17 protein-coding genes are annotated in these 21,282 nt (G+C 73.5%); 5 read left to right on the top strand and 12 right to left on the bottom strand.

Going from position 1 to position 21,282, the window contains the following annotated elements; genetic code table 11:
- Position 1: 1 nt before the first annotated feature.
- The 3 genes from pgsA to ACFQTY_RS07375 are packed head-to-tail and all read right to left on the bottom strand — an operon-like array spanning position 2 to position 5,342.
- Positions 2–598 (bottom strand): CDP-diacylglycerol--glycerol-3-phosphate 3-phosphatidyltransferase, encoded by a 597-nt coding sequence (pgsA, locus tag ACFQTY_RS07385; protein WP_378098900.1) that lies wholly within the window; start codon positions 596–598, stop codon positions 2–4.
- A 59-nt stretch (positions 599–657) separates the two neighbouring features.
- Positions 658–2,841 carry a bifunctional diguanylate cyclase/phosphodiesterase gene (locus ACFQTY_RS07380; RefSeq protein WP_337972996.1) on the bottom strand — a complete coding sequence of 728 codons (2,184 nt, stop codon included), beginning with the start codon at positions 2,839–2,841 and terminating at the stop codon, positions 658–660.
- A complete protein-coding gene (locus ACFQTY_RS07375; protein WP_378099131.1) occupies positions 2,835–5,342 on the bottom strand; it encodes a DNA translocase FtsK 4TM domain-containing protein in 2,508 nt (835 codons plus the stop codon). Before ACFQTY_RS07375 ends, ACFQTY_RS07380 begins: the two co-directional genes overlap by 7 nt.
- Before the next feature lie 447 nt (positions 5,343–5,789).
- On the opposite strand from ACFQTY_RS07375, the gene ACFQTY_RS07370 reads away from it, so the two are divergent.
- Both ACFQTY_RS07370 and ACFQTY_RS07365 read left to right on the top strand, forming a co-directional pair.
- Positions 5,790–6,788 carry a DMT family transporter gene (locus ACFQTY_RS07370; RefSeq protein WP_378098898.1) on the top strand — a complete coding sequence of 333 codons (999 nt, stop codon included), beginning with the start codon at positions 5,790–5,792 and terminating at the stop codon, positions 6,786–6,788.
- Between the two features lie 86 nt (positions 6,789–6,874).
- Positions 6,875–8,194 (top strand): MFS transporter, encoded by a 1,320-nt coding sequence (locus tag ACFQTY_RS07365; RefSeq protein WP_378098896.1) that lies wholly within the window; start codon positions 6,875–6,877, stop codon positions 8,192–8,194.
- A 47-nt stretch (positions 8,195–8,241) separates the two neighbouring features.
- Here ACFQTY_RS07365 and ACFQTY_RS07360 read toward each other — a convergent pair whose 3' ends face one another.
- Genes ACFQTY_RS07360 through ACFQTY_RS07345 form a run of 4 tightly spaced genes read right to left on the bottom strand, consistent with a single transcriptional unit; the run spans position 8,242 to position 12,271 of the window.
- A complete protein-coding gene (locus tag ACFQTY_RS07360; protein WP_337972999.1) occupies positions 8,242–9,927 on the bottom strand; it encodes a ribonuclease J in 1,686 nt (561 codons plus the stop codon).
- Between the two features lie 25 nt (positions 9,928–9,952).
- Entirely contained in the window at positions 9,953–10,870 is a 918-nt protein-coding gene (gene dapA, locus ACFQTY_RS07355; RefSeq protein WP_291758655.1) for a 4-hydroxy-tetrahydrodipicolinate synthase, read from the bottom strand.
- Between the two features lie 4 nt (positions 10,871–10,874).
- Complete coding sequence (locus ACFQTY_RS07350) at positions 10,875–11,456, bottom strand: dihydrofolate reductase (RefSeq protein ID WP_378098893.1); 582 nt, start codon at positions 11,454–11,456, stop codon at positions 10,875–10,877.
- Positions 11,453–12,271: a thymidylate synthase gene (locus ACFQTY_RS07345; RefSeq protein WP_378098891.1), complete on the bottom strand. Its 819-nt coding sequence runs from the start codon at positions 12,269–12,271 to the stop codon at positions 11,453–11,455. Before ACFQTY_RS07345 ends, ACFQTY_RS07350 begins: the two co-directional genes overlap by 4 nt.
- Before the next feature lie 64 nt (positions 12,272–12,335).
- Here ACFQTY_RS07345 and ACFQTY_RS07340 point away from each other — a divergent pair, with 64 nt between their 5' ends.
- Positions 12,336–13,823, top strand: a complete 1,488-nt coding sequence (locus ACFQTY_RS07340) for an NAD-dependent succinate-semialdehyde dehydrogenase (protein WP_378098889.1) — start codon at positions 12,336–12,338, stop codon at positions 13,821–13,823.
- On the top strand, positions 13,820–14,410 hold the full coding sequence (locus tag ACFQTY_RS07335; RefSeq protein WP_378098887.1) for a GNAT family N-acetyltransferase: 591 nt from the start codon (positions 13,820–13,822) through the stop codon (positions 14,408–14,410). Before ACFQTY_RS07340 ends, ACFQTY_RS07335 begins: the two co-directional genes overlap by 4 nt.
- A gap of 30 nt (positions 14,411–14,440) precedes the next feature.
- On the opposite strand, the gene ACFQTY_RS07330 is transcribed toward ACFQTY_RS07335, so the two are convergent.
- The 3 genes from ACFQTY_RS07330 to ACFQTY_RS07320 form a co-directional block, all read right to left on the bottom strand.
- A complete protein-coding gene (locus ACFQTY_RS07330) occupies positions 14,441–14,929 on the bottom strand; it encodes a tetratricopeptide repeat protein (RefSeq protein WP_378098885.1) in 489 nt (162 codons plus the stop codon).
- Positions 14,926–15,687: a 4-hydroxy-tetrahydrodipicolinate reductase gene (gene dapB, locus ACFQTY_RS07325; RefSeq protein WP_378098883.1), complete on the bottom strand. Its 762-nt coding sequence runs from the start codon at positions 15,685–15,687 to the stop codon at positions 14,926–14,928. The genes ACFQTY_RS07330 and dapB overlap by 4 nt, the downstream gene beginning before the upstream one ends.
- Before the next feature lie 73 nt (positions 15,688–15,760).
- The gene (locus ACFQTY_RS07320; RefSeq protein ID WP_378098881.1) at positions 15,761–16,573 is read right to left on the bottom strand and encodes a hypothetical protein; all 813 of its coding nucleotides are present in this window, start codon (positions 16,571–16,573) and stop codon (positions 15,761–15,763) included.
- A 62-nt stretch (positions 16,574–16,635) separates the two neighbouring features.
- On the opposite strand from ACFQTY_RS07320, the gene ACFQTY_RS07315 reads away from it, so the two are divergent.
- Positions 16,636–17,604 carry a hypothetical protein gene (locus tag ACFQTY_RS07315; RefSeq protein WP_378098879.1) on the top strand — a complete coding sequence of 323 codons (969 nt, stop codon included), beginning with the start codon at positions 16,636–16,638 and terminating at the stop codon, positions 17,602–17,604.
- Positions 17,605–17,608: 4 nt separating this feature from the next.
- On the opposite strand, the gene ACFQTY_RS07310 is transcribed toward ACFQTY_RS07315, so the two are convergent.
- Together ACFQTY_RS07310 and ACFQTY_RS07305 are read right to left on the bottom strand one after the other, a co-directional pair.
- Positions 17,609–18,952, bottom strand: coding sequence for a M16 family metallopeptidase (locus ACFQTY_RS07310; RefSeq protein ID WP_378098877.1), 1,344 nt, complete (start codon positions 18,950–18,952; stop codon positions 17,609–17,611).
- 1 nt (position 18,953) lies between these two features.
- Complete coding sequence (locus ACFQTY_RS07305) at positions 18,954–21,209, bottom strand: polyribonucleotide nucleotidyltransferase (RefSeq protein WP_378098875.1); 2,256 nt, start codon at positions 21,207–21,209, stop codon at positions 18,954–18,956.
- Positions 21,210–21,282: the final 73 nt, after the last annotated feature.

Genomic DNA, 21,282 nt, shown 5'->3' with positions numbered 1-21,282 from the left:
CCTACCGCGCGCCGGCCGGCCCCGGACGCGCCGCCCGTCGGATCCGCCAGGCGTCCCGCAGGTAGTCCAGACCCGTCACCACGGTGACCAGTACGGCCGCTGCCATCACGACCGCAGCCACCACGGCGACGAAGCCCGGCAGGTGGTGCAGCGGCAGGAGGTAGAGGCCGAGCGCGACGGACTGCAGCACGGTCTTGAGCTTGCCGCCGCGCGACGCCGGCAGCACCACGTACCGCAGCAGGAAGAACCTCATCACCGTGATGCCGACCTCGCGCACCAGGATCACCACGGTGACCCACCACGACAGCTCGCCCAGCACGCTCAGCCCGATCAGGGCCATGCCCATCAGCAGCTTGTCGGCGATGGGGTCCAGCAGCTTGCCGAGGTCGGTGACGAGGGAGAAGCGGCGCGCGATCCACCCGTCCACCCGGTCCGTGAGCGCGGCCAGGACGAAGACCGCCAGCGCGGCCAGCCGCACGCCGACCTGCTGCCCGTGGTCCCACAGCAGCAGGACGCCGAAGACGGGGACCACGAGGATGCGCAGCGCCGTGAACCCGTTCGCCACGTTCCACGGCGAGGGAGCAGCTGCGTCGACCACCGCATCAGCCTAGAGGCGCTCGGCGGCGCAGCCGCGCAGCCGCGACCGCAGCGCCGGACTCACGGCAGCGGCTGCGCCCCGCCGAACAGCCAGCCCTGCCCGTACCGCCAGCCGTTCGCCTGCAGGAACCTCGACTGCTCGGTGTGCTCGATGCCCTCGGCGATGGTCACCATCGCGAGCTCCCGCGCAAGCGCTCCCAGGGCCCGCGCCACCCGGCCGGCGGTCGGGTCCGTCGGGATGCCGGCGGTGAACGACATGTCGAGCTTCACGCCAGACACGGGTAGGTCCCGCAGGTAGGACAGGGGCGAGACACCGGTGCCGAAGTCGTCCAGGAGGACGGGGACGCCCGCGGCCGACAGCTGCGTCAGCTCGTGCCGGATCCGGGTGCTCGACGCCACGAGCGACGACTCGGTCAGCTCGACGACCAGCCGCCCCGCGGTCACGCGGTGCCGCGACAGCTCGGACAGCAGCGTCGTCGCGAACTGCCCGTCGCCGAGCTGGTCCGCGGAGACGTTGACGGACACCCACGGCCCGTCGGCACCCGAACGGGCGAGCAGCTCCACGGCACGGGTCGCGACGAGGGCACCGAGCGCCCCGAGGATCCCCGCCTCCTGGGCGTAGCCGAGGAACGTGCCCGGCAGCAGCAGCCCGCGGCGCGGGTGCTGCCAGCGGACGAGCGCCTCGTAGCCGACCACCCTGACGTCCGCCAGGTCGACGATCGGCTGGTAGTGCACCACCAGCTCGTCGTTCTCGACCGCGTCGGCCAGCTCGCGCAGCATCCCCGTCGGTGATGCCACCGCCATCGACGGGTCGTAGACCTCGGTGCGCGAGCGTCCACCGGCCTTCGCGCGGTAGAGCGCGGCATCCGCCGCGGCGAGCAGAGCCGGCGCCCCGCCCTCGTCCGGCACGTCGGGGTCCAGCGTCGCGATGCCCACGCTGGCCGCCACCGTCAGCCGTCGGCGGGCGATGCGGACCGGTTCCCGCAGCCCCGCGTGCACCGCGGCGGCGACCTCGAACACCGCCTTGGCGGCGTTCTCGTCCTGCACCACCACCACGAACTCGTCACCGCCGAGGCGGGCGACGGTCCCCCGCCGGTTGCTCGCGGCGCGCAGCACACCGGCGACGTGCACCAGCACCTCGTCGCCCGCCGCGTGCCCGTGCCGGTCGTTGATCTGCTTGAACCCGTCCAGGTCGCAGGCGAGCACGGCGACCCGGCCGGCCGCCCCCGGCTGCTCCAGGACCGTCTGCAGCACCTCCTGCAGCAGGGTCCGGTTCGCGAGACCCGTCAGCGGGTCGTGCATGGCCCGGTGGGTGAGCATCTCGGCCTTGAGCTTGGACTCCGTCGTGTCCCGTACCTGGACGACGAAGTGGTCGGGACTGCCGTCGTCGTCGCGGACCAGTCCGACGTCGAGGACCACCCAGACCAGGTGGCCGTCGGCCCGGCGGTACCGCTTCTCGAGCGAGAAACGGTGGTCCTCCCCCACCAGCAGCCGATGGATGTGGCCCTGCTCGGTGTCCCGGTCCTCGGGGGCCGACAGGTCGGCCATCGGGTAGCCGCTCAGCGCCCGCACGTGCGTGCCCAGCAGCTCGGCGAAGGCCGAGTTCGCCTCGATGATCTGCCAGTCCAGGTCGACGAGCGCCATGCCGATCGGCGCGTTCTCCATGGCGACCCGGAACTGCTTCTCGCTGCGCGAGAGGGCGTTCTCCACCTCGTGGCGTCCGGTGACGTCCACCAGCGTGGTCAGCACCGCCGGGGCGTCGCCGTCGCCGTGCGGCACCACCCGACCCGCGACCTGCACCAGCCGTACCGGTGCCGACGCCATGCCCGGCACCGTCACCCCGACGACCAGCGGCGTGTCGCCGGGACGCGTGCCGACGCTGAGCACCGCCGTGGGGTTCATCGCCATCCCGCGCTCGTTGATCATCACCACCGGCAGGTCGCCCACCGACCGCCCGACGGTCTGCGCCGGGTCGACGCGCAGGATGTCCGCCGCCCGCTCGGAGATGTCCAGCACCTGCGACGACAGCGACTGCACCAGCACGCCCTCGCGCGTCACCGACTGCAGCGCGTCGTACCGGTTCCTCAGCTCACGGGAGAGGGCGAGAGCCTGCTCGACCCGCCGCACCTGCCGGCGCTGACGACCGATCAGCACCAGGAGGGCTCCGAGCGCGACGACGGCCACCGCAGCGGTGACCGGTGCGACCCAGCTGGGGACACCGAGGCTCTCGAGCAGCCTCACCACGGGGCGTCGCGCCGGTCGTCGGCGGCGTCCTCCTCGAGGTACTCGTCGTCGTCCATGTCGTCCGCCGCCGGCTCCCCGCGGAGCAGGGCGAGCGTCCCGGGCAGGTCGTCGGGCTTGACGAGCACCTCGCGTGCCTTCGAGCCCTCGGACGGGCCGACGATCTCGCGCGACTCGAGCAGGTCCATCAGCCGGCCGGCCTTCGCGAAGCCCACCCGCAGCTTGCGCTGCAGCATCGAGGTGGAGCCGAACTGGGTGGTGACCACCAGCTCCGCCGCCTGCAGCAGCAGGTCGAGGTCGTCACCGATGTCGTCGTCCACCTGCTTCTTGGCGGGCGCCGCGGTGACGTCCGGCCGGTAGACGGGCTTGAGCTGCGTCTTCACGTGCTCGACGACCGCGTGGATCTCGCTCTCGGTCACCCAGGCGCCCTGCGTGCGCATCGGCTTGGCGGCGCCCATCGGCAGGAACAGGGCGTCGCCCTGGCCGATCAGCTTCTCCGCCCCGGGCTGGTCGAGCACCACGCGCGAGTCGGTCAGTGACGACGTGGCGAAGGCGAGCCGCGACGGCACGTTGGCCTTGATCAGGCCGGTGACGACGTCGACCGACGGTCGCTGGGTGGCGAGGACCAGGTGGATGCCGGCGGCGCGGGCCAGCTGGGTGATCCGCTGGATCGACGCCTCGACGTCTCGTGGGGCCACCATCATCAGGTCGGCCAGCTCGTCGACGATCACCAGGAGGTACGGGTACGGCGCGATCTTCCGCTTCGACTCGGGCAGCGGCTGCACCTTGCCCGCCCGCACGCCGGCGTTGAAGTCGTCGATGTGCTTGTAGCCGAACATCGCCAGGTCGTCGTACCGGGCCTCCATCTCCTTGACCACCCACTCGAGGGCCTCGGCGGCCTTCTTCGGGTTGGTGATGATGGGGGTGATCAGGTGCGGGATGCCCTCGTACACCGTCAGCTCGACGCGCTTGGGGTCGACGAGGATCATCCGGACCTCGTCGGGCGTGGAGCGCATGAGGATCGAGACGATCATCGAGTTGACGAAGCTCGACTTGCCGGCACCGGTCGCGCCGGCGACCAGCAGGTGCGGCATCTTCGCCAGGTTGGCCACCACGTAGCCGCCCTCGACGTCCTTGCCGACGCCGATGATCATCGGGTGCTCGCTGCGCTTGGCGGCCGCCGACCGCAGCACGTCACCGAGCGCCACGGTCTCGCGGTCCGTGTTCGGGATCTCGATGCCGATCGCGGACTTGCCCGGGATCGGCGACAGGATCCGCACGTCGGCGCTCGCCACGGCGTAGGCGATGTTCTTGCTGAGCGCCGTGACCCGCTCCACCTTGATGGCAGGGCCGAGCTCGACCTCGTACCGCGTGACCGTCGGGCCCCGCGTGAACCCCGTGACCTGGGCGTCGATCTCGAACTGCTCCAGCACGTTGGTCAGCGCCTCGACAACCCGGTCGTTCGCCGCCGATCGGACCTTGTGCGGGGCTCCCTTGGTCAGCACGTCCTCGGACGGCAGCAGGTACAGGACGTCACCGGACAGCATCGGCTGCTCGCCACGCGGCACGCCGCGCGTCGGCGGTGCGGCCAGGGCGGTGCTGGTCACCACGCCCGCGTCGGGCGTCACCACGGTGGTCGGGACGGTGTCCGCCGCGCGGGCCGCCTCGACGTCGGCCGGGTCGAGCGGTGCGAGGTGGTCCGTGTCCTCGCTGCCCGGGTGCTTGGCGACGAGCGCGGCCCGCTCGAACGCCTCGTCACCCTCGTAGGCCTCGAGCCGTTCCGCCGCCGCGGCAGCTGCCGCCTCCGCGCGGTCCTTCCGCCGGCCGAGCAGCCCGCGCCGCTTCGACGGCTCGACGGGCTCCTCGGCGGTGTGCCCCTCGCGGATCACCAGGGGCGCGTCGTCGTCCTCGTCCTCCGGCGTGCCGTGGTGCGCCACCGCGGACCAGGCCGACCGGATGCGCGGGATCACCTGGTTCACCGGGGTCGCGGTGACGACGAGCAGCCCGAAGAGCGCGAGCAGCACCAGCAGGATGACGGCGACGACCGGCGTGAGCAGCGTCGCGAGCGGGGTGCCGACGGCGAGTCCGACGAGCCCGCCGGCCGCGTGGACGGCAGCGAGGTGACCGGTCGTCGGCACCCCCGCCGCGACGTGGAAGATGCCGCACACGGACACCGCGATCGCACCGACGCCGATGCCGATCCGGGAGTTCGCCGGACCGAGGTCGGGATGGCGCATCAGCCGGACGGCGAACCAGGCCAGCACCAGCGGCAGCACCAGGCCGACGCGTCCGAAGGCTCCCGCGACCGCGCCGTGCACGGCCGTGCCGGCGGTGCCGGACAGGCCGAACCACTCCCGCGCGCCCACGACGACGGCCAGCCCGAGCAGCGTGAAGGCGAGCCCGTCCCGACGGTGCGCAGGGTCGAGGTCCCGGGCACCGCGGCCGACCCGGCGCGCCGAGCCGCCGACGACGTGCGCCGCACCCATCCACACCCCGCGCACCATGCGCAACGGCAGCGCGGCGCGTGGCGGGGGCGCGGTGCGGGACGACGGTCTCCCGGATCCGGTCGGCCGGCCCGAGGAACCACGGCCGCCGGAGGCAGCGCCGCGCACAGCCCCGCCCGGTCGGTCGCCGGTGCGCCGGGCCGCGCTGGGTGCGGACGTACGTGCTGCCATGGTCCTCACGGTAGCGGCGGGCCCCTGCCGCACCCGCCGTGTGGGGGCCCGGCGGGCGCGTGTCGTGCACGGACGACGTGGGCCCACGCGCCCGAGCAGGGACGTTCGCCCTGGTCGACGGGCGGCAGCGGCCGTGTCGGTGGCCTCGCCTACGGTGGTGCCCGTGACGACCCGACGGCCGGCGACCGGCGTCCCGCAGCTGCAGCCAGACGACCCCACCCCCACCGATCCGTCCCGCCGTCGCGGTGCGGGACGCCCCGACCGGGACGGCGCCGAATGAGCCGGCGCGGCGCGCTGCTGCTGGCCGCCATGGGTGTGATCTGGGGCGTCCCGTACCTGCTCATCAAGGTCGCCGTGGCCGATGTGAGCCCGGTCGACGTCGTCTTCGCCCGAACCGCCGTCGGGGCGCTGCTGCTCCTGCCGTTCGCCCGCCGCTTCGGAGGTCTGCGGGCGCTGCGCGGGCACTGGCCGGCGGTCCTCGGCTTCGCCGTCCTCGAGATCGTCCTGCCCTGGATCCTGCTGTCCAACGCGGAGCGCACGCTCACCAGCTCGACGACCGGCCTCCTGGTGGCGACCGTGCCGGTCGTCGCCGTCGTGCTCGGCCGCGTCGTCGACCGGCAGCCCGTGGCCGCGGTCCGATGGGCGGGGCTGGCCGTCGCGCTCGGCGGCATCGTGCTGCTGCTCGGACCCGGGGCGGCAGCGAACGACCCGTGGGCCGTCGTCCAGGTGCTTCTCGCGGCGCTGGGCTACGCCACCGCACCGATCATCGCGGACCGCTACCTCCGCGACGTGCCGACCATCCCCCTCACCGCCACCTGCCTGGGTCTGACCGCTCTGCTGTACCTGCCGTTCACGCTGCTGACCGGGCACCCGCACCTGCCCGGACTGCACGCCGCGCTGGCGCTGCTCGCGCTCGGCGTCGTCTGCACCGGTCTCGCGTTCGTGCTGTTCTTCCGCCTCATCGCCGAGGTCGGTGCCGCACGGTCGACGCTGGTCGCCTACCTGAACCCCGTGGTCGCCGTCGCGCTCGGCGCAGCGGTGCTCCACGAGCCCGTCACGCTCACCGTGCTGCTGGCGACCGCGCTGATCCTGGCGGGGTCCGCAGCGGCGTCCCGGCGCGGCTCGCGGGGCACCGGTTCGGTGCGCCGGCGCGGCACGGAACCCATGGTGGTGGCGGCTGCGTCGACCGTGACCGCTGCTCCGGCCGTGGGGGCTGCGTCTGCCGCGGCGCCGCGGCGGACCGACGAGCCGGAGCAGTGCCCGGCACAGTCCTGAGGGCGTCGGGCCTCCCGCCCGGGCACGGACGGTGCCGGCGCAAAGTCGTTTGTCGCCTGTCGGAGGCCGGTGAGAGGGTCGTCCGCATGCCTGAGAGCCCGTACCGACGGTTGCTGCGCCTGCCCGGCGTGACACCGCTGGTGCTCGTCGCTCTGGTTGCACGGGTCCCCCACGCGATGACCGGAGTGGTGCTGACCCTCCACGTCGTGGGGCACCTGCACCTCGGCTACGGGCGCGCCGGTCTCGCGGCCGGGGCGATGACCGTCGGGATGGCGATCGGCGCACCGTGGCGGGGTCGACGGGTCGACCGGCTCGGGCTGCGACGCGCCCTGCTGCCGTCGGTCGTCGTCGAGTCGGCGGTCTGGCTGGTCGCACCGCGGCTCGAGTACGTGCCGCTGCTCGGCGCGGTGTTCGTCGCCGGGCTCTTCCTGGTGCCGGTGTTCTCGGTGGTTCGTCAGTCGCTGGCCGCGCTGGTCCCCCTGGGTCAGCAGCGCACGGCCTTCGCGCTCGACTCGGTCGCCACCGAGCTCACCTTCATGCTGGCGCCGGCCATCGGCGTGGTGCTGGCGACCAGGGCGTCCAGCACGCTCGCCCTCACGGTGATCGGCGTCGCGACGGTCGGCGCCGGGCTGCTGCTCATGTGGTTCGACCCGCCCACCACCTCGCCTCGGGGGGCGGACGTCGACGCGCAGCCGGCCGGGGATCCGGAGGGCCACATGGTCGGTCGCGGTGCGCGGGCGTTGGCCACTCCGGGGCTGCTGGTGATCCTGGGTGCCTGCACCGCCGCGGCGCTCGTCCTCAACGGCACGGACGTGTCGATCATCGCCGCCCTGCGCAGCACCGGCCACGAGGCCTCGGTCGGCTGGATGATCGCGCTGTGGTGCCTCGGCTCCGTCATCGGCGGGCTGGTCTACGGCGGTGGCCGGCGGGAGGTGCACCCCCTGGCGCTCGTCGCCCTGCTCGCCGCCCTCACGCTGCCCGCAGCCCTCGCCACGACGCAGGCGCAGCTCGCCGTGGCCGTCGTCGTCGCCGGCCTGCCGTGCGCCGCGAGCCTGTCGGCGATCAACGCCGCCCTGGTCCGCTCGGTGCCGGAGAGCCGACGCGGCGAGGTGATGGGCTGGAGCGGGACGGCCAACACCGTGGGTGCCGCGCTCGGCGCACCGCTCGGCGGGCTGGTGATCGACCACGTCGGTCCACGAGCCGGCTTCCTCGCTGCCGGCGGCGTGGGCCTCGTCCTGACGGTGGGTGCGCTGGTGCTGCGCCGCGTCGCGCGCGCGGTCGGCGGGCGGTCCACGGCGGACCTGGGCGGCGGTGAGGTTGCCGTCGCCGTACCGGCCACCGCCGATGGCGACGACGAGCCGGCGGACCGACCAGGAGGCCGGGACCGGGCGGCGCCGACGCGCTGACGTGCTCGCGCGTCGGCGGCGCGGTCAGGCCTCGACGACCACCGGGGTCAGGCCTCGACGACCACCGGGATGATCATCGGCCGACGCCGCAGGCGGCTCGCCACGAACCGGCCGACCACCCGGCGCACCACCTGCTGCAGCTGGTACGTGTCGACCGAGCTCGACCTGGCCGCCTCCTCCAGTGCCGCGGACAGCTCCGGCAGCACGGCATCGAACACGGAGTCCTGCTCGGCGACACCGCGCGCGTGGATCTGAGGCCCGGCGAGCACCTTGCCGTCCGCCGAGCTGACGACGGCGAAGATGGACACGAAGCCCTCGTCGCCCAGGATCCGGCGGTCCTTCAGCTCGGCCTCGGTGATCCCGCCCACGCTCGAGCCGTCGACGTAGACGTAGCCGCACGGCACGGCACCGGCCACGGAGGCGCGGCCGTCGACCAGGTCGACCACCACACCGTCCTCCGCCAGGACCACGCGGTCGGCGGGGACGCCGGTGCGGACGGCCAGCGCGGCGTTCGCAACGAGGTGCCGCACCTCGCCGTGGATCGGCATCACGTTGCGCGGCCGCAGGACGTTGTAGACGTAGAGCAGCTCACCGGCGCTGGCGTGCCCGGAGACGTGCACCTTGGCGTTGCCGGAGTGCACGACGCGCGCACCGAGCCGGGTCAGGCCGTTGATGACGCGGAACACGGCGTTCTCGTTCCCGGGGATCAGGCTCGAGGCCAGGATCACCGTGTCGCCGGGGCCGACGCTGATGCGGTGGTCGCCGTTCGCGATGCGCGACAGCGCCGCCATCGGCTCGCCCTGGGACCCGGTGCACATGAAGACGACCTGGTCGTCCGGCAGGTCGTCGACCTGCTTCTGGTCGACCAGCACTCCCTCCGGGACGTGCAGGTAGCCCAGCTCGGCCGCGATCGTCATGTTGCGGACCATCGAGCGCCCCACCAGCGCGACCCGGCGCTCGTGCATCGCGGCAGCGTCGAGCACCTGCTGGACGCGGTGCACGTGCGAGGCGAACGAGGCGACGATGATCCGGCGGGTCGACTCGGCGAACACCCGGTCCAGCACGGGGCCGATCTCGCGCTCGCCCGTCACGAACCCGGGGACCTCGGCGTTGGTCGAGTCGACCATGAACAGGTCGACCCCCTGCTCGCCCAGCCTCGCGAACGCGCGCAGGTCCGTGATGCGCCCGTCCAGCGGGAGCTGGTCCATCTTGAAGTCGCCGGTGTTGAGCACCGTGCCCGCCGGCGTCCGCACCGCGACCGCCAGCGCGTCCGGGATCGAGTGGTTGACGGCGACGAACTCGCACTCGAAGACGCCGAGCTGCTCGGTCTGCCCCTCGCGCACGGGCAGGGTCAGCGGCGTGATCCGGTGCTCCTTGAGCTTGGCCTCGACGAAGGCCAGCGTCAGCTGGGAGCCGACCAGAGGGATGTCCTGGCGCAGCCGCAGCAGGTAGGGCACCGCGCCGATGTGGTCCTCGTGGCCGTGCGTGAGGACGATCGCCTCGATGTCGTCCAGCCGGTCCCGGATGTAGTCGAAGTCCGGGAGGATCAGGTCGACGCCGGGCTGGTTGTCCTCGGGGAACAGCACGCCGCAGTCGATGACCAGCAGGCGACCGTCGAACTCGAGGACCGACATGTTGCGGCCCACCTCACCGAGGCCGCCGAGCGGGACGATGCGCAGGGCGCCGGCCGCCAGGGCCGGGGGCAGGGTGAGTTCGGGGTGGGGGTGGCTCACGGGACTCCTGTCAGAGGGGCGCCGGTCAGCCGGCGACGAGGTCGAGCAGGCCTGCGCGCACCAGGTCCGTGCGCAGCGCACCGAGCTCGGCGTCGCTGAGCGGCACGATCGGCAGCCGGGTGGCCCGGCTGGGCAGCAGGCCGAGCAGCTGGAGCGCTGCCTTGGCGGTGGGAGCCTGCATGCCGGCACCGTTGAGGGCGTCGACCGCGGGCATGATCTGGCGGAACGCCGCGAGCGCACCGGCGTGGTCGCCGGACACCCAGCAGCGGGCGATGGTGGCGAGGCCGGGGGTGGCGACGTGGCCGACGACGGACACGATGCCGACGGCGCCCACGGCGAGCAGCGTGAGGAACGCCGAGTCGTCGCCGGAGTACCACGCCAGGCCGGTGCGCTCGATCGCCTTCGCGGCACCGTAGGTGTCGCCCGTCGCGTCCTTGACGGCGACGATGCGGGGGTGCTCGGCCAGCCGGTCCAGCGTCGCAGGCTGCACGCGGACCCCGGCACGGCCCGGGATGTCGTAGACCATCACCGGGAGCTCGGTGGCGTCGGCGACCGACTCGATGTGCGTCGCGAGGCCGTCCTGCGACGGACGTGAGTAGTACGGGCTCACGACCAGCAGACCGTGTGCGCCGGCGTCCGCGGCCTGCTCGGCCATCCGCACCGCGTGCGCCGTGTCGTTGGACCCGGCGCCGGCGACGACGAAGGCGCGGTCGCCGACGGCCTCGACGACCGCGGAGACCAGCTCTGCCTTCTCCGGTGCGTGCGTGGTCGGCGCCTCGCCGGTGGTGCCGCTGAGCACGAGACCGTCGTTGCCCTGGTCCACCAGGTGCTGCGCGAGCGCGACGGCAGCGGCCACGTCGACGGCGCCGTCCGGCGTCATCGGGGTGACCATCGCGGTGAGCACGGACCCGAAGGGACGGGTGGAGGACGTCACGGCGGGCATGGGGTCACGCTACCGCCCCGGTCCCCGGCGTCCCGGACGCGTCCGCGCGGGCGTAGGAGCGGAACCGGTACCGCGTCCCCGTCCGCGAGACGAGCCACGGACCGCCGTCGAGGGCCGCCTCGCGGGACCCCTCCGCCTCGAACGGCTGGGCGCCGGCGACCCCGACGGGACGCCAGCGGACCGGATCCACCAGCGGCGCGTAGGTGTCACCGGGTACGTCGAGGTCGACGTCGGTCACCTCGAGGCGGTCGGCACGCGTGATCGTCTCCGCGAACAGCGCCGCTCCGCCGATGACCCACGTCTCCTCGTCGGCCCCGACCAGCTCGAGCGCGGCCTCCAGCGACGGGCACACCTGCGCGCCCGCGGCGCGGTACGCCACGTCACGCGAGAGCACGATGTTGCGGCGGTCCGGGAGGGGCCGCATCCGCTCCGGCAGCGACTCCCACGTCCGACGGCCCATCACCACGGCATGTCCGGCGGTGAGCCGGCGGAAGCGGGCCAGGTCCTCCGGCAGGTGCCACGGCAGCGTGCCGTCCCGGCCGATCACCCCGTCCGCCGTCTGCGCCCAGACGAGCGCGAGGCTCACACCGCCACCGGCGCCTTGATCGCCGGGTGGTGCTGGTAGTCCAGCACGTGCACGTCCTCGTAGGTGTAGTCGAACAGCGACGGCGCACGGTCCAGCTCCAGTCGCGGCGCCGGGAACGGCGCGCGGGACAGCTGCTCGCGGACCTGGTCGACGTGGTTGTCGTAGACGTGGCAGTCGCCGCCGGTCCACACGAAGTCGCCGACCTCCAGCTCCACCTGCTGGGCCACCATGTGGGTGAGCAGCGCGTACGAGGCGATGTTGAACGGCACCCCGAGGAACATGTCCGCCGACCGCTGGTACAGCTGGCACGAGAGGCGTCCGTCGGCGACGTAGAACTGGAACATCGCGTGGCACGGAGCCAGCGCCATCTGCGGGATCTGGGCGACGTTCCACGCGGAGACGAGGTGCCGGCGCGAGTCCGGGTCGCGGCGCAGACCGTCGAGCACGGCCGCGAGCTGGTCGACGTGGCCGCCGTCCGGCGTCGGCCAGGACCGCCACTGCACGCCGTACACGGGGCCGAGCTCACCGTCCGGTGCGGCCCACTCGTCCCAGATCGACACGCCGTGCTCCTGGAGCCAGTGGACGTTCGAGTCCCCGCGCAGGAACCACAGCAGCTCGTAGACGACCGACCGCAGGTGCACCCGCTTCGTCGTCACCAGAGGGAACCCGGCCTGCAGGTCGAACCGCAGCTGTGCACCGAACAGGCTGCGGGTCCCCGTCCCGGTCCGGTCCGCCTTCCGCGTCCCCGTCTCCAGCACCCGGCGCAGCAGGTCCTCGTACGGCGTCGGCACGGACGCGTCGACCGGGCTCGTCATGGCGGACATCGTAGGTCGCGGACGCGGGAGGACATCGGGGGCTCGCACGGCGAGACTGGGGGCCATGACCGCCTCGTCGTCCTCACCGCCCACCGCTGGGTCCGCACTGCCGGCCGACCTGCCCACCGGGCTGCTGATCGGTGGCGAGTGGCGAGCCGCCGGCTCGGGCGGCACGTTCGCCGTCCACGACCCGGCGACGACCGACGTGCTGGCGGAGGTGTCCGACGCCGGTGAGCAGGACGCCCTCGACGCCCTGACCGCCGCCGACGCGGCCTTCCGGGAGTGGCGGACCGTCGCGCCCCGCGACCGCAGCGAGCTGCTCCGGTCGGTGTTCGAGGCGATCACGGCCCGGACCGACGAGATCGCCGCGGTGATCACCGCGGAGGGCGGCAAGCCCCTGGCCGAGTCGCGTGCCGAGGTGGCCTACGCCGCGGACTACGTCCGCTGGTTCGCGGAGCAGGCGGTGCGGATGGAGGGCCTGGCGCGGCGCGCTCCCGCCGGCACGCACCACCAGCTGGTGCTGCGCAAGCCGGTCGGCCCGGCACTGCTGATCACGCCGTGGAACTTCCCGATCGCGATGATCGCCCGCAAGCTCGCACCGGCGCTCGCCGCCGGCTGCAGCGTGGTGGTGAAGCCGGCACAGCTGACGCCTCTGACCACCGCCCTGGTCGCAGAGATCGTGCGGGCCGAGCTGGCGGCCCGCCACCTGCCGACCGGGGTGGTGAACGTGGTGCCGTCGTCGTCCGCCTCCCGCATCTCCCGACCGCTGCTCGCGGACCCGCGCCTGCGCAAGCTGTCCTTCACCGGCTCGACGGAGGTCGGCGCATCGCTGCTGAAGCAGGCGGCGGACGGGATCCTGCGCACGTCGATGGAGCTCGGCGGCAACGCGCCCTTCCTCGTCTTCGACGACGCCGACCTCGACGCGGCCGTCGAGGGCGCCGTGGCCGCGAAGATGCGCAACTCGGGCCAGACGTGCGTCGCGGCCAACCGGTTCCTGGTGCAGGAAGGGGTCGCCGAGGAGTTCACTGCGAGGCTGACGGAGGCGTTCGGACGGCTCGTCGTCGGCCCCGGCGACCGACCGGGCACCACGGTGGGCCCACTGATCCAGCAGAGCGCCGTCGACCGGGTGACCGAGGTGGTGCAGCAGGCGGACGACGCGGGTGCCCAGGTGCGCGTCGGCGGGGTGCGATCCGAGGGACGCGGCTGGTTCTACCTGCCCACGGTCCTGGACGGCGTGACGCCGGACATGCGGGTGGTGACCGAGGAGGTGTTCGGACCGGTGGCCCCGGTGCTGCGGTTCGGTTCCGAGGACGAGGGCGTCGACCTGGCCAACGCGACGCCCTTCGGCCTGGTCGCGTACGCGTACACCCGTGACGTCGGCCGGGTGATGCGCCTGACCGAGCGCATCGACGCCGGCATGCTCGGGGTGAACCGCGGCATGGTGTCGGACGCGTCGGCACCGTTCGGCGGGGTGAAGCACTCCGGTCTCGGCCGCGAGGGCGGCGAGGCCGGCATCGAGGAGTACGTCGACCCGATGTACGTGGCGCTGTGAACGGCCACCACGCGGAGGGCGCGCACGCGGACGGTGCGCACGCCGACGTCTCGGTCCGGCCGGCCGTCGCCGGCGACGAGCGCGAGGTGGCCCGCATCCAGCTCGCCGCCTGGCGGTCGGCGCACGCGGCGACCCTCGGGCAGGAGGTGCTGGAGAGCTTCGACGAGGGCGCCTTCGTGGAGCGCTGGGCGCAGGCGGTCCGGATGCCGCCGGCTCCCGGGTATCGCGTCCTCGTGGCGTGCGCGGGGCCGCGCGTGGTGGGCTTCGCCGCCGTCGCACCCGTCCCGCCGCCGGAGGGCGAACCCTTGGCCGCACCGGGCGGCGTGATCCTCGCGCTCGAGGTGGACCCGCCGGAGCAGCGTGCCGGCCATGGCTCCCGCCTGCTGGCGGCCGCCGTCGACCTGCTGCGCGGGGACGGTGCCGACCAGGTCCAGACCTGGGTGATCGACGGCGACGAGGCACGCGACCGCTTCCTTGCCGGGGCCGGGATGGGACCGGACGGTGCCGTCCGGGACCTCAGCTCGGGAGAAGGTCCCGGTGGCGAGGCTTTCGTGGTGCGGGAACGCCGCTGGTACGCCTCGATCTAGGGACGCCGGTCGATCGAGGCGGGCCGGGAGCTAGGACTGCTCGCGTCCCCGGTGCAGCCGGCTCGCGCGGCGCAGGGAGCCACGGGCACGACGTCGGTCCCCGGCCGCGTCGTACGCGAACGCCAGGCGGTACCACGCGCGCCAGTCGTCCGGGGCGGCCTCGACGGCCTGCCGGGCAGGCTCGAACCGCTGTCGCGCCACCTGGCGGTCGACCCGTCCGCCGGGTGACCGCGGCAGGTCGTCCACCGGCAGCTCACCGGCACTGTCCAGCTCGTCCGCCATCCGCTGCACGTCCACCGCGAGCAGCCACTCCCGGACGATCAGGGCGATGACCAGCAGGGGAAAGACCAGGAACGCCGTGCCGAGGGCGATGCCGACCGCCCGGCCGGTGGCGATCAGCTGGACCGAGCGCACCCCCACCAGCCACACCCACACGGCCAGCAGGGCGGTGACCAGCACCGCACCGACCAACCCGGTGTACCGGCGCCGGGCCGGCGGCCGGTCGGGCTGCGCGGTCACGCCGTGCCCAGGCCGAGCAACGGCGCCAGCCCGACGGTCAGCCCGGGGAGGCTGCCCACACGGCGCACACCGAGCAGCACCCCGGGCATGAAGCTGGTGCGGTCGAACGAGTCGTGGCGGATGGTCAGCTGCTCCCCCGGGTTGCCGAGCAGCACCTCCTGGTGCGCCGTGAGCCCGCGCAGCCGGACGGCGTGCACATGGATCCCCTCGACCTCGGCGCCGCGCGCACCGTCGAGCGACTGCGTCGTGGCGTCCGGGACGGGACCTCGGCCAGCGGCGGCACGTGCAGCGGCGATGGCTCGCGCCGTGGCACGTGCGGTACCGGACGGTGCGTCGACCTTGTCGGGGTGATGCAGCTCGACCACCTCGACCGACTCGAACCAGCGCGCAGCCTGGGCGGCGAACGACTCGGCGAGCACGGCGCCGAGCGCGAAGTTGGGGGCCACGAGGACGCCGATGCCCGGGGCGTGCACCAGGTGGTCGCGCACCCGGTCGAGCGCCTCGTCGGTCCAGCCCGTCGTCCCGACGACGACGTGCACGCCGCGGTCGATCAACGCGTGCACGTTCTGCTCGGTGACGCTCGGGACGGTGAAGTCGACGGCTACCTGGGCACCGGCCTGCGACACGGCGCTGAGGTCACCGTCGGCGTCGACCTGCGCCACCAGCTGCAGGTCCGGCGCGGCGTCCACCGCCTGCGAGACGGTCGACCCCATGCGCCCGTGGGCGCCGAGCACGGCTACCCGGATCTCGTCGGTCACGGGGAGCCACCCTACCCATGGGGCTCAGGCGCGCTGCGTGCGTCGGCTGGCGTGCCGACGCACGTCCCCGCCGTCAGGACGTCGGACGGCCGAGCCGCTCCACGAGGCGGCGCAGGTCCGCCGGCGCCAGCCCGGTGAACCGTTCGACCTCTCTCGGCGGGTACGCCGGGTCCATGAACCAGCGCAGCGCCGCAACGGCCGCCTCGAGCCGCACCGGCCCGGCGCCGACCCGTTCACGCACGTACGAGGAGAACCGCACGGCCGACAGGTAGGCGGCCGGGGCCATGCCGAGCAGCGCGACGCACCAGCGATGGAGCTCCGCAAGCTGCACGCCCGCGAACGCGGCCAGGTCGACCGGACGCACCAGCCCACGCTCCTGGTCCACGCGGGCGACCACGTCGTCCAGGCGGTCCAGGTCCGCGGAGCGCTCGATCGGCTGCCGGGCAAACGCGTCGAGCAGCAGACGGGCCGCGTCGTCCTCCGCGCCCGCCGCGAGCAGACGTGAGGCGTCGTCCGCGACCGGCCCGACGACGTCCGCCAGCGGCAGCGCCCGGTCCGCGATCGGGCGCCCACCGCCCAGCCGCGCGGGACCGAGCGGGTGCAGCTGGAGGCCCAGCCGCACGCCCGGGCCCGTCTGCGTGCGCACCAGCGCGTGCGTCCACGGGCCGCGGAGCTCGGGCTCCTCGGGCCGGCGCTCACCCGTGAGCGGGTCGACGAGCAGGCCGGTGGCGCCGGCGGTCAGCAGCACCAGGCCGCGGCCGTCGGGAAGCAGCACCTCGGTGTCGCCCGGACCTCCGGGCTGGTGCAGCACCCAGACGTGCTCGACGACGCCGCGCAGCGAGTCGGGCACCTCGATTCGCCGGTACGTCACCTCGGCCACGGCCATGACGCCATTGTGTCGCGCGGACAGCCCACCACGAGCGGGCATCGAGAGGACGATGCGTGGTCGTGGCGTCCCTTCGCGCATCGCTCGTGCACGCCGTCCGCGACCTGCTCGCGATCCTGGTCGTCGGGCTGGTCGGTGGCTCCTTGCTCGCCGCGTGGTGCATCCACGTCGACGCCGCAGTGTGGACGGCGCTCGGCGTGCACATCCAGCCGGGCCTCGCGGACGCCGCCCGGCTCGCGGTCGGGTGGCTGCGGATGGTGGCACCGTTCGCACTCGCCCTCTGGTGCGCGGGTCGCGGACGGGCGGGCACCGGCGCGCGATGGCTGCCGGCGTGGGCCGCGCTCGGTGCGGTCGCAGTCGGCACCGCCTTGGCTGTGGCGACGTGGCCGCACGGGCTGCGGCTGGTGGACACCTGGCCCGGACCCGACATTCCCCTCGTGCCGAACGGTGACGGCTACTGGCGCCTCGGCCTGACCCCTGCGTGGGGTTATCCGGTCCTGTCGGCCCTCTTCCTCGCCGGAGCGGCGGTCCTCGGTGCCCGGGACGGGTGGAAGGGCCGCTTGGATGAGGAGAGCGGGGACCGTGCTTCCGTGCGCGCACCGGCACCGGTGCGGATGTCCCCGCTCGGTGCCGCACTGGTCGCGCTCCCCGCTGCCGCGGCGACGGCCGGTGCCGTGACGGTGGTCCTGACACTCTCCGCACGGTTCTCCGCGATGTCGTCGATCGAGTGGACCGCGGCCGCAGGCCCGCTCTGGTGGCTCACCCTCTCCTTGGCGGCGGCGGGGCTCGCCTCGGGCACCGGCCCGCTGGGTGTGGCGGGGGCCGGCGCGGCCGCGCTGCCTGCCGTGGTCATGCCCGTGCAGTCGTGGCTCGCCGGTGGCGACGACCTGCTGCTGGCGCAGGCGGCTGCGAGCCTCCTCGCATGTGCCGTGCTCGTCGCGTGGCGGCCCGGCATGGTCTGGGCGGTCGGTGCGCTCGGGCCCTCCGAGCCGCCGGTGCCTGCTGCGGCCGACGCCGAGCGCCTGGGCTGACGGCTCAGTCTCCGAACGGGCCGACGCGGACGACGCTGCGCGGCTGTGCCGCCAGCAGGACGGCCAGGGACTGGATGTCCGCCGCCGTCACCGCGCGGATCCGCTCGAGCGACTCGTCCGTGCTGAGCAGCTCGCCGTGCACCAGCTCCGCGCGGCCGAGCCGGCTCATCCGGGAGCCCGTGTCCTCCATGCCGAGCACCAGGCCGCCGGACACCTGTCCGATGGACCGCCGGAGCTCGGCCGGCGTGATCGGGTCCTGCGCCAGCTTCTCCAGCTCGAGGACCAGCAGCGACGTCACCTCGTCGACCTTGGCCGGCGTGCACCCGGCGTACAGGCCGAACAGCCCCGTCTCCGCGTGGCCGGACGAGAACGAGTACGTCGAGTACGCCAGCCCCCGCTTCTCGCGGATCTCCTGGAACAGGCGCGACGACATGCCGCCGCCGAGCACGGCGTTCAGCACGGTCAGGGCGAATCGGCGGTCGTCCGTGGCGGTCAGGCACAGGCCGCCGACGATGACGTTCGCCTGCTCGGTGGGTCGACGGACCGTCAGCTCCGTGCCGTCCGACGGGATGCCGAGCTCGCCCGCGAGGAGGCGGTCACCACCGACGCGACGCCCGACGGGCACGGCGTGGTCGTCCAGCGACCAACCACCGGCCGGCAGTGCGCGCAGCACCTGCTGGCACAACGCGTCGTGGTCCACGCCGCCGGCTGCGGTGACCACCAGGGTCGCCGGCCGGTAGTGCTGGCGGTAGTGCTCCCACACGGCGTCCCTCGGGACGTCGCGGATGGTCTGCGGCGTGCCACCGATGGGTCGGCCGAGCGCGTGCGACCCGAAGACCGCCGTGGCGAACTGCTCGTGCGCCACGTCGGACGGGTCGTCGTCGTTCATCGCGAGCTCTTCGAGGATGACCCCGCGCTCCGTCTCCAGCTCGTCCGTGTCCAGACGGGCGGAGGTGACCATGTCGGCGATGACGTCGACCGCCATCGGCAGGTCGTCGTCGAGCACCCGCGCGTAGTACGAGGTGTGCTCCTTGCCGGTGGCGGCGTTGGCCTCGCCACCGACGGCGTCGAACGCCTCCGCGATGTCCATCGCGGTGCGGCGCTCGGTGCCCTTGAACAGCAGGTGCTCGAGGAAGTGCGTCGAGCCGAAGTGCCCGCTGGTCTCGTCGCGCGATCCGACGCCCACCCAGGCGCCGACCGTCGCCGAGCGCAGACCGGGCATGTGCTCGGTCAGCACCCGGACCCCGCCGGGCCGGACGGAACGACGCACGTGTGCGTCGCCGTCCTGCCCGGCGGACTGCTCCGCCCCCGGCTGACCGGAGGCGACGAGCGGGAGGTCCAGCGGCACGTCAGGCGTTCGCAGGCGCCGCGTCGGTGGCGTCGGTGCCGGTCTCCTCGGAGCTGGCCGCCGGAGCCGCCGCCTCCTCGTCGACCACCGCGTGCAGCGAGAGCTTGCCGCGCGGGTCGATCTCGCCGATCTCCACCTGGACCTTCTGGCCCACGGCGAGGACGTCCTCGACGTTCTCGACCCGCTTGCCGCCCACGAGCTTGCGGATCTGCGAGATGTGCAGCAGCCCGTCCTTGCCCGGCGACAGCGAGACGAAGGCACCGAACGTGGTGGTCTTGACGACCGTGCCGACGAAGCGCTCGCCCAGCTCGGGCATGTGCGGGTTGGCGATCGCGTTGATCGCCGCCCGCGCGGCCTCCGCCGACGGGCCGTCGGTGGCGCCGATGTAGACCGTGCCGTCGTCCTCGATCGAGATGTCGGCGCCGGTCTCCTCCTGGATCTGGTTGATCATCTTGCCCTTCGGGCCGATGACCTCGCCGATCTTGTCGACCGGCACCTTCACCGTGATGACGCGCGGCGCGAACGGGCTCATCTCGTCCGGCGTGTCGATCGCCTCGGCGATGACGTCGAGGATCGCCAGGCGCGCCTCCTTGGCCTGCGTCAGCGCGCCGGCCAGGACGCTCGCCGGGATGCCGTCGAGCTTGGTGTCCAGCTGGATCGCGGTGACGAACTCCCGCGTACCGGCCACCTTGAAGTCCATGTCACCGAACGCGTCCTCGGCACCGAGGATGTCGGTCAGCGCGGCGTAGCGCGTCTGGCCGTCGACCGTGTCGGACACCAGGCCCATCGCGATGCCGGCGACCGGCGCGCGCAGCGGCACACCGGCGTTCAGCAGGGACAGCGTCGAGGCGCAGACGGAGCCCATCGACGTCGAGCCGTTGGAGCCGAGCGCCTCGGACACCTGACGGATCGCGTAGGGGAACTCCTCGCGGCTCGGCAGGACGGGCACGAGGGCCCGCTCCGCCAGGGCGCCGTGGCCGATCTCGCGGCGCTTCGGCGAGCCGACGCGGCCCGTCTCACCGGTGGAGAACGGCGGGAAGTTGTAGTGGTGCATGTACCGCTTGCGCGTCTCCGGCGACAGCGTGTCCAGCTGCTGCTCCATGCGGAGCATGTTCAGCGTGGTGACGCCGAGGATCTGCGTCTCGCCGCGCTCGAACAGCGCCGAGCCGTGCACCCGGGGCAGCACCTCGACCTCGGCTGACAGCGTGCGGATGTCCCGCAGGCCGCGGCCGTCGATGCGGAAGCCGTCGGTGAGGATGCGCTGACGGATCAGCTTCTTCTGCACGGAGCGGTACGCGGCGGAGATCTCCTTCTCGCGGCCCTCGAACTGCTCGGCGAGCTCGGCCTGGATCTCGGCCTTGATCTCGTCGAGACGGTTCTCGCGGGTCTGCTTGTCCGCGATGGACAGCGCCTCGCCCAGGCGGGCGGCCGCGGCCGACTCGACGGCGGCGTAGGCGTCCGGCTGGTACTCCGGGAAGACCGGGAAGACCTGAGTCTCCTTGGCCGCACGCCCGGCGAGCTCCGCCTGCGCGAGGCACAGGGACCGCAGGAACGGCTTGGCGGCCTCGAGGCCCTCGGCGACGACCTCCTCGGTCGGCACCGTGCCACCGCCACCGTGCACCAGGCCCCAGGTCGCCTCGGGCGCCTCGGCCTCGATCATCGCGATCGCGACGTCGTCACCGACGATGCGGCCGGCCACGACCATGTCGAAGGTGGCGCGCTCGCGCTCGGAGTACCGCGGGAACGCGACCCACTGGCCGTCGACCAGCGCGATGCGGGTCGCGGCGACCGGGCCGGAGAACGGCAGGCCGGACAGCTGGGTGGAGATGGACGCGGCGTTGATCGCCAGGACGTCGTACGCGTCGTCCGGGTGCAGCGCGAGGACGGTGACGACCACCTGGACCTCGTTGCGCAGGCCCTTGACGAAGAGCGGGCGAAGCGGGCGGTCGATCAGGCGGCAGGCCAGGATCGCCTCGGTCGAGGGACGGCCCTCGCGACGGAAGAACGAGCCGGGGATCTTGCCGGCGGCGTACTGCCGCTCCTCGACGTCGACCGTCAGCGGGAAGAAGTCGAACTGGTCCTTGGGGTGCTTGCCGGCCGTCGTGGCCGACAGCAGCATCGTCTGGTCGTCCAGGTAGGCGACGGCGGAACCGGCGGCCTGCTTGGCCAGGCGGCCCGTCTCGAAGCGGACGGTGCGCTTGCCGAACTTGCCGTTGTCGATGACGGCCTCGGCGAACTGGATCTCGGGACCCTCCACGGGTGCCCTCCTTGTTCTCGAAGTGCGCCGGTGGGTCCGCGGCGGTCTTCGATCGAGGCCCTCGGCGCGCCGT

The organism is Cellulomonas sp. T2.31MG-18, from assembly GCF_964266755.1.
GTDB lineage: Bacteria > Actinomycetota > Actinomycetes > Actinomycetales > Cellulomonadaceae > Cellulomonas.
The sequence above is the reverse complement of the archived record's forward strand: the minus strand, read 5'-3'. Positions and strand labels throughout refer to the sequence as shown.

What these genes read in the sequence shown, in the direction of transcription:
- ACFQTY_RS07375 (WP_378099131.1), bottom strand. Translation starts at nt 5,342, where the DNA reads ATGGTGCGCGGGGTGTGGATGGGTGCGGCGCACGTCGTCGGCGGCTCG.
- ACFQTY_RS07370 (WP_378098898.1), top strand. Translation starts at nt 5,790, where the DNA reads ATGAGCCGGCGCGGCGCGCTGCTGCTGGCCGCCATGGGTGTGATCTGG.
- ACFQTY_RS07365 (WP_378098896.1), top strand. Translation starts at nt 6,875, where the DNA reads ATGCCTGAGAGCCCGTACCGACGGTTGCTGCGCCTGCCCGGCGTGACA.
- dapA (WP_291758655.1), bottom strand. Translation starts at nt 10,870, where the DNA reads ATGCCCGCCGTGACGTCCTCCACCCGTCCCTTCGGGTCCGTGCTCACC.
- ACFQTY_RS07345 (WP_378098891.1), bottom strand. Translation starts at nt 12,271, where the DNA reads ATGACGAGCCCGGTCGACGCGTCCGTGCCGACGCCGTACGAGGACCTG.
- ACFQTY_RS07340 (WP_378098889.1), top strand. Translation starts at nt 12,336, where the DNA reads ATGACCGCCTCGTCGTCCTCACCGCCCACCGCTGGGTCCGCACTGCCG.
- ACFQTY_RS07320 (WP_378098881.1), bottom strand. Translation starts at nt 16,573, where the DNA reads ATGGCCGTGGCCGAGGTGACGTACCGGCGAATCGAGGTGCCCGACTCG.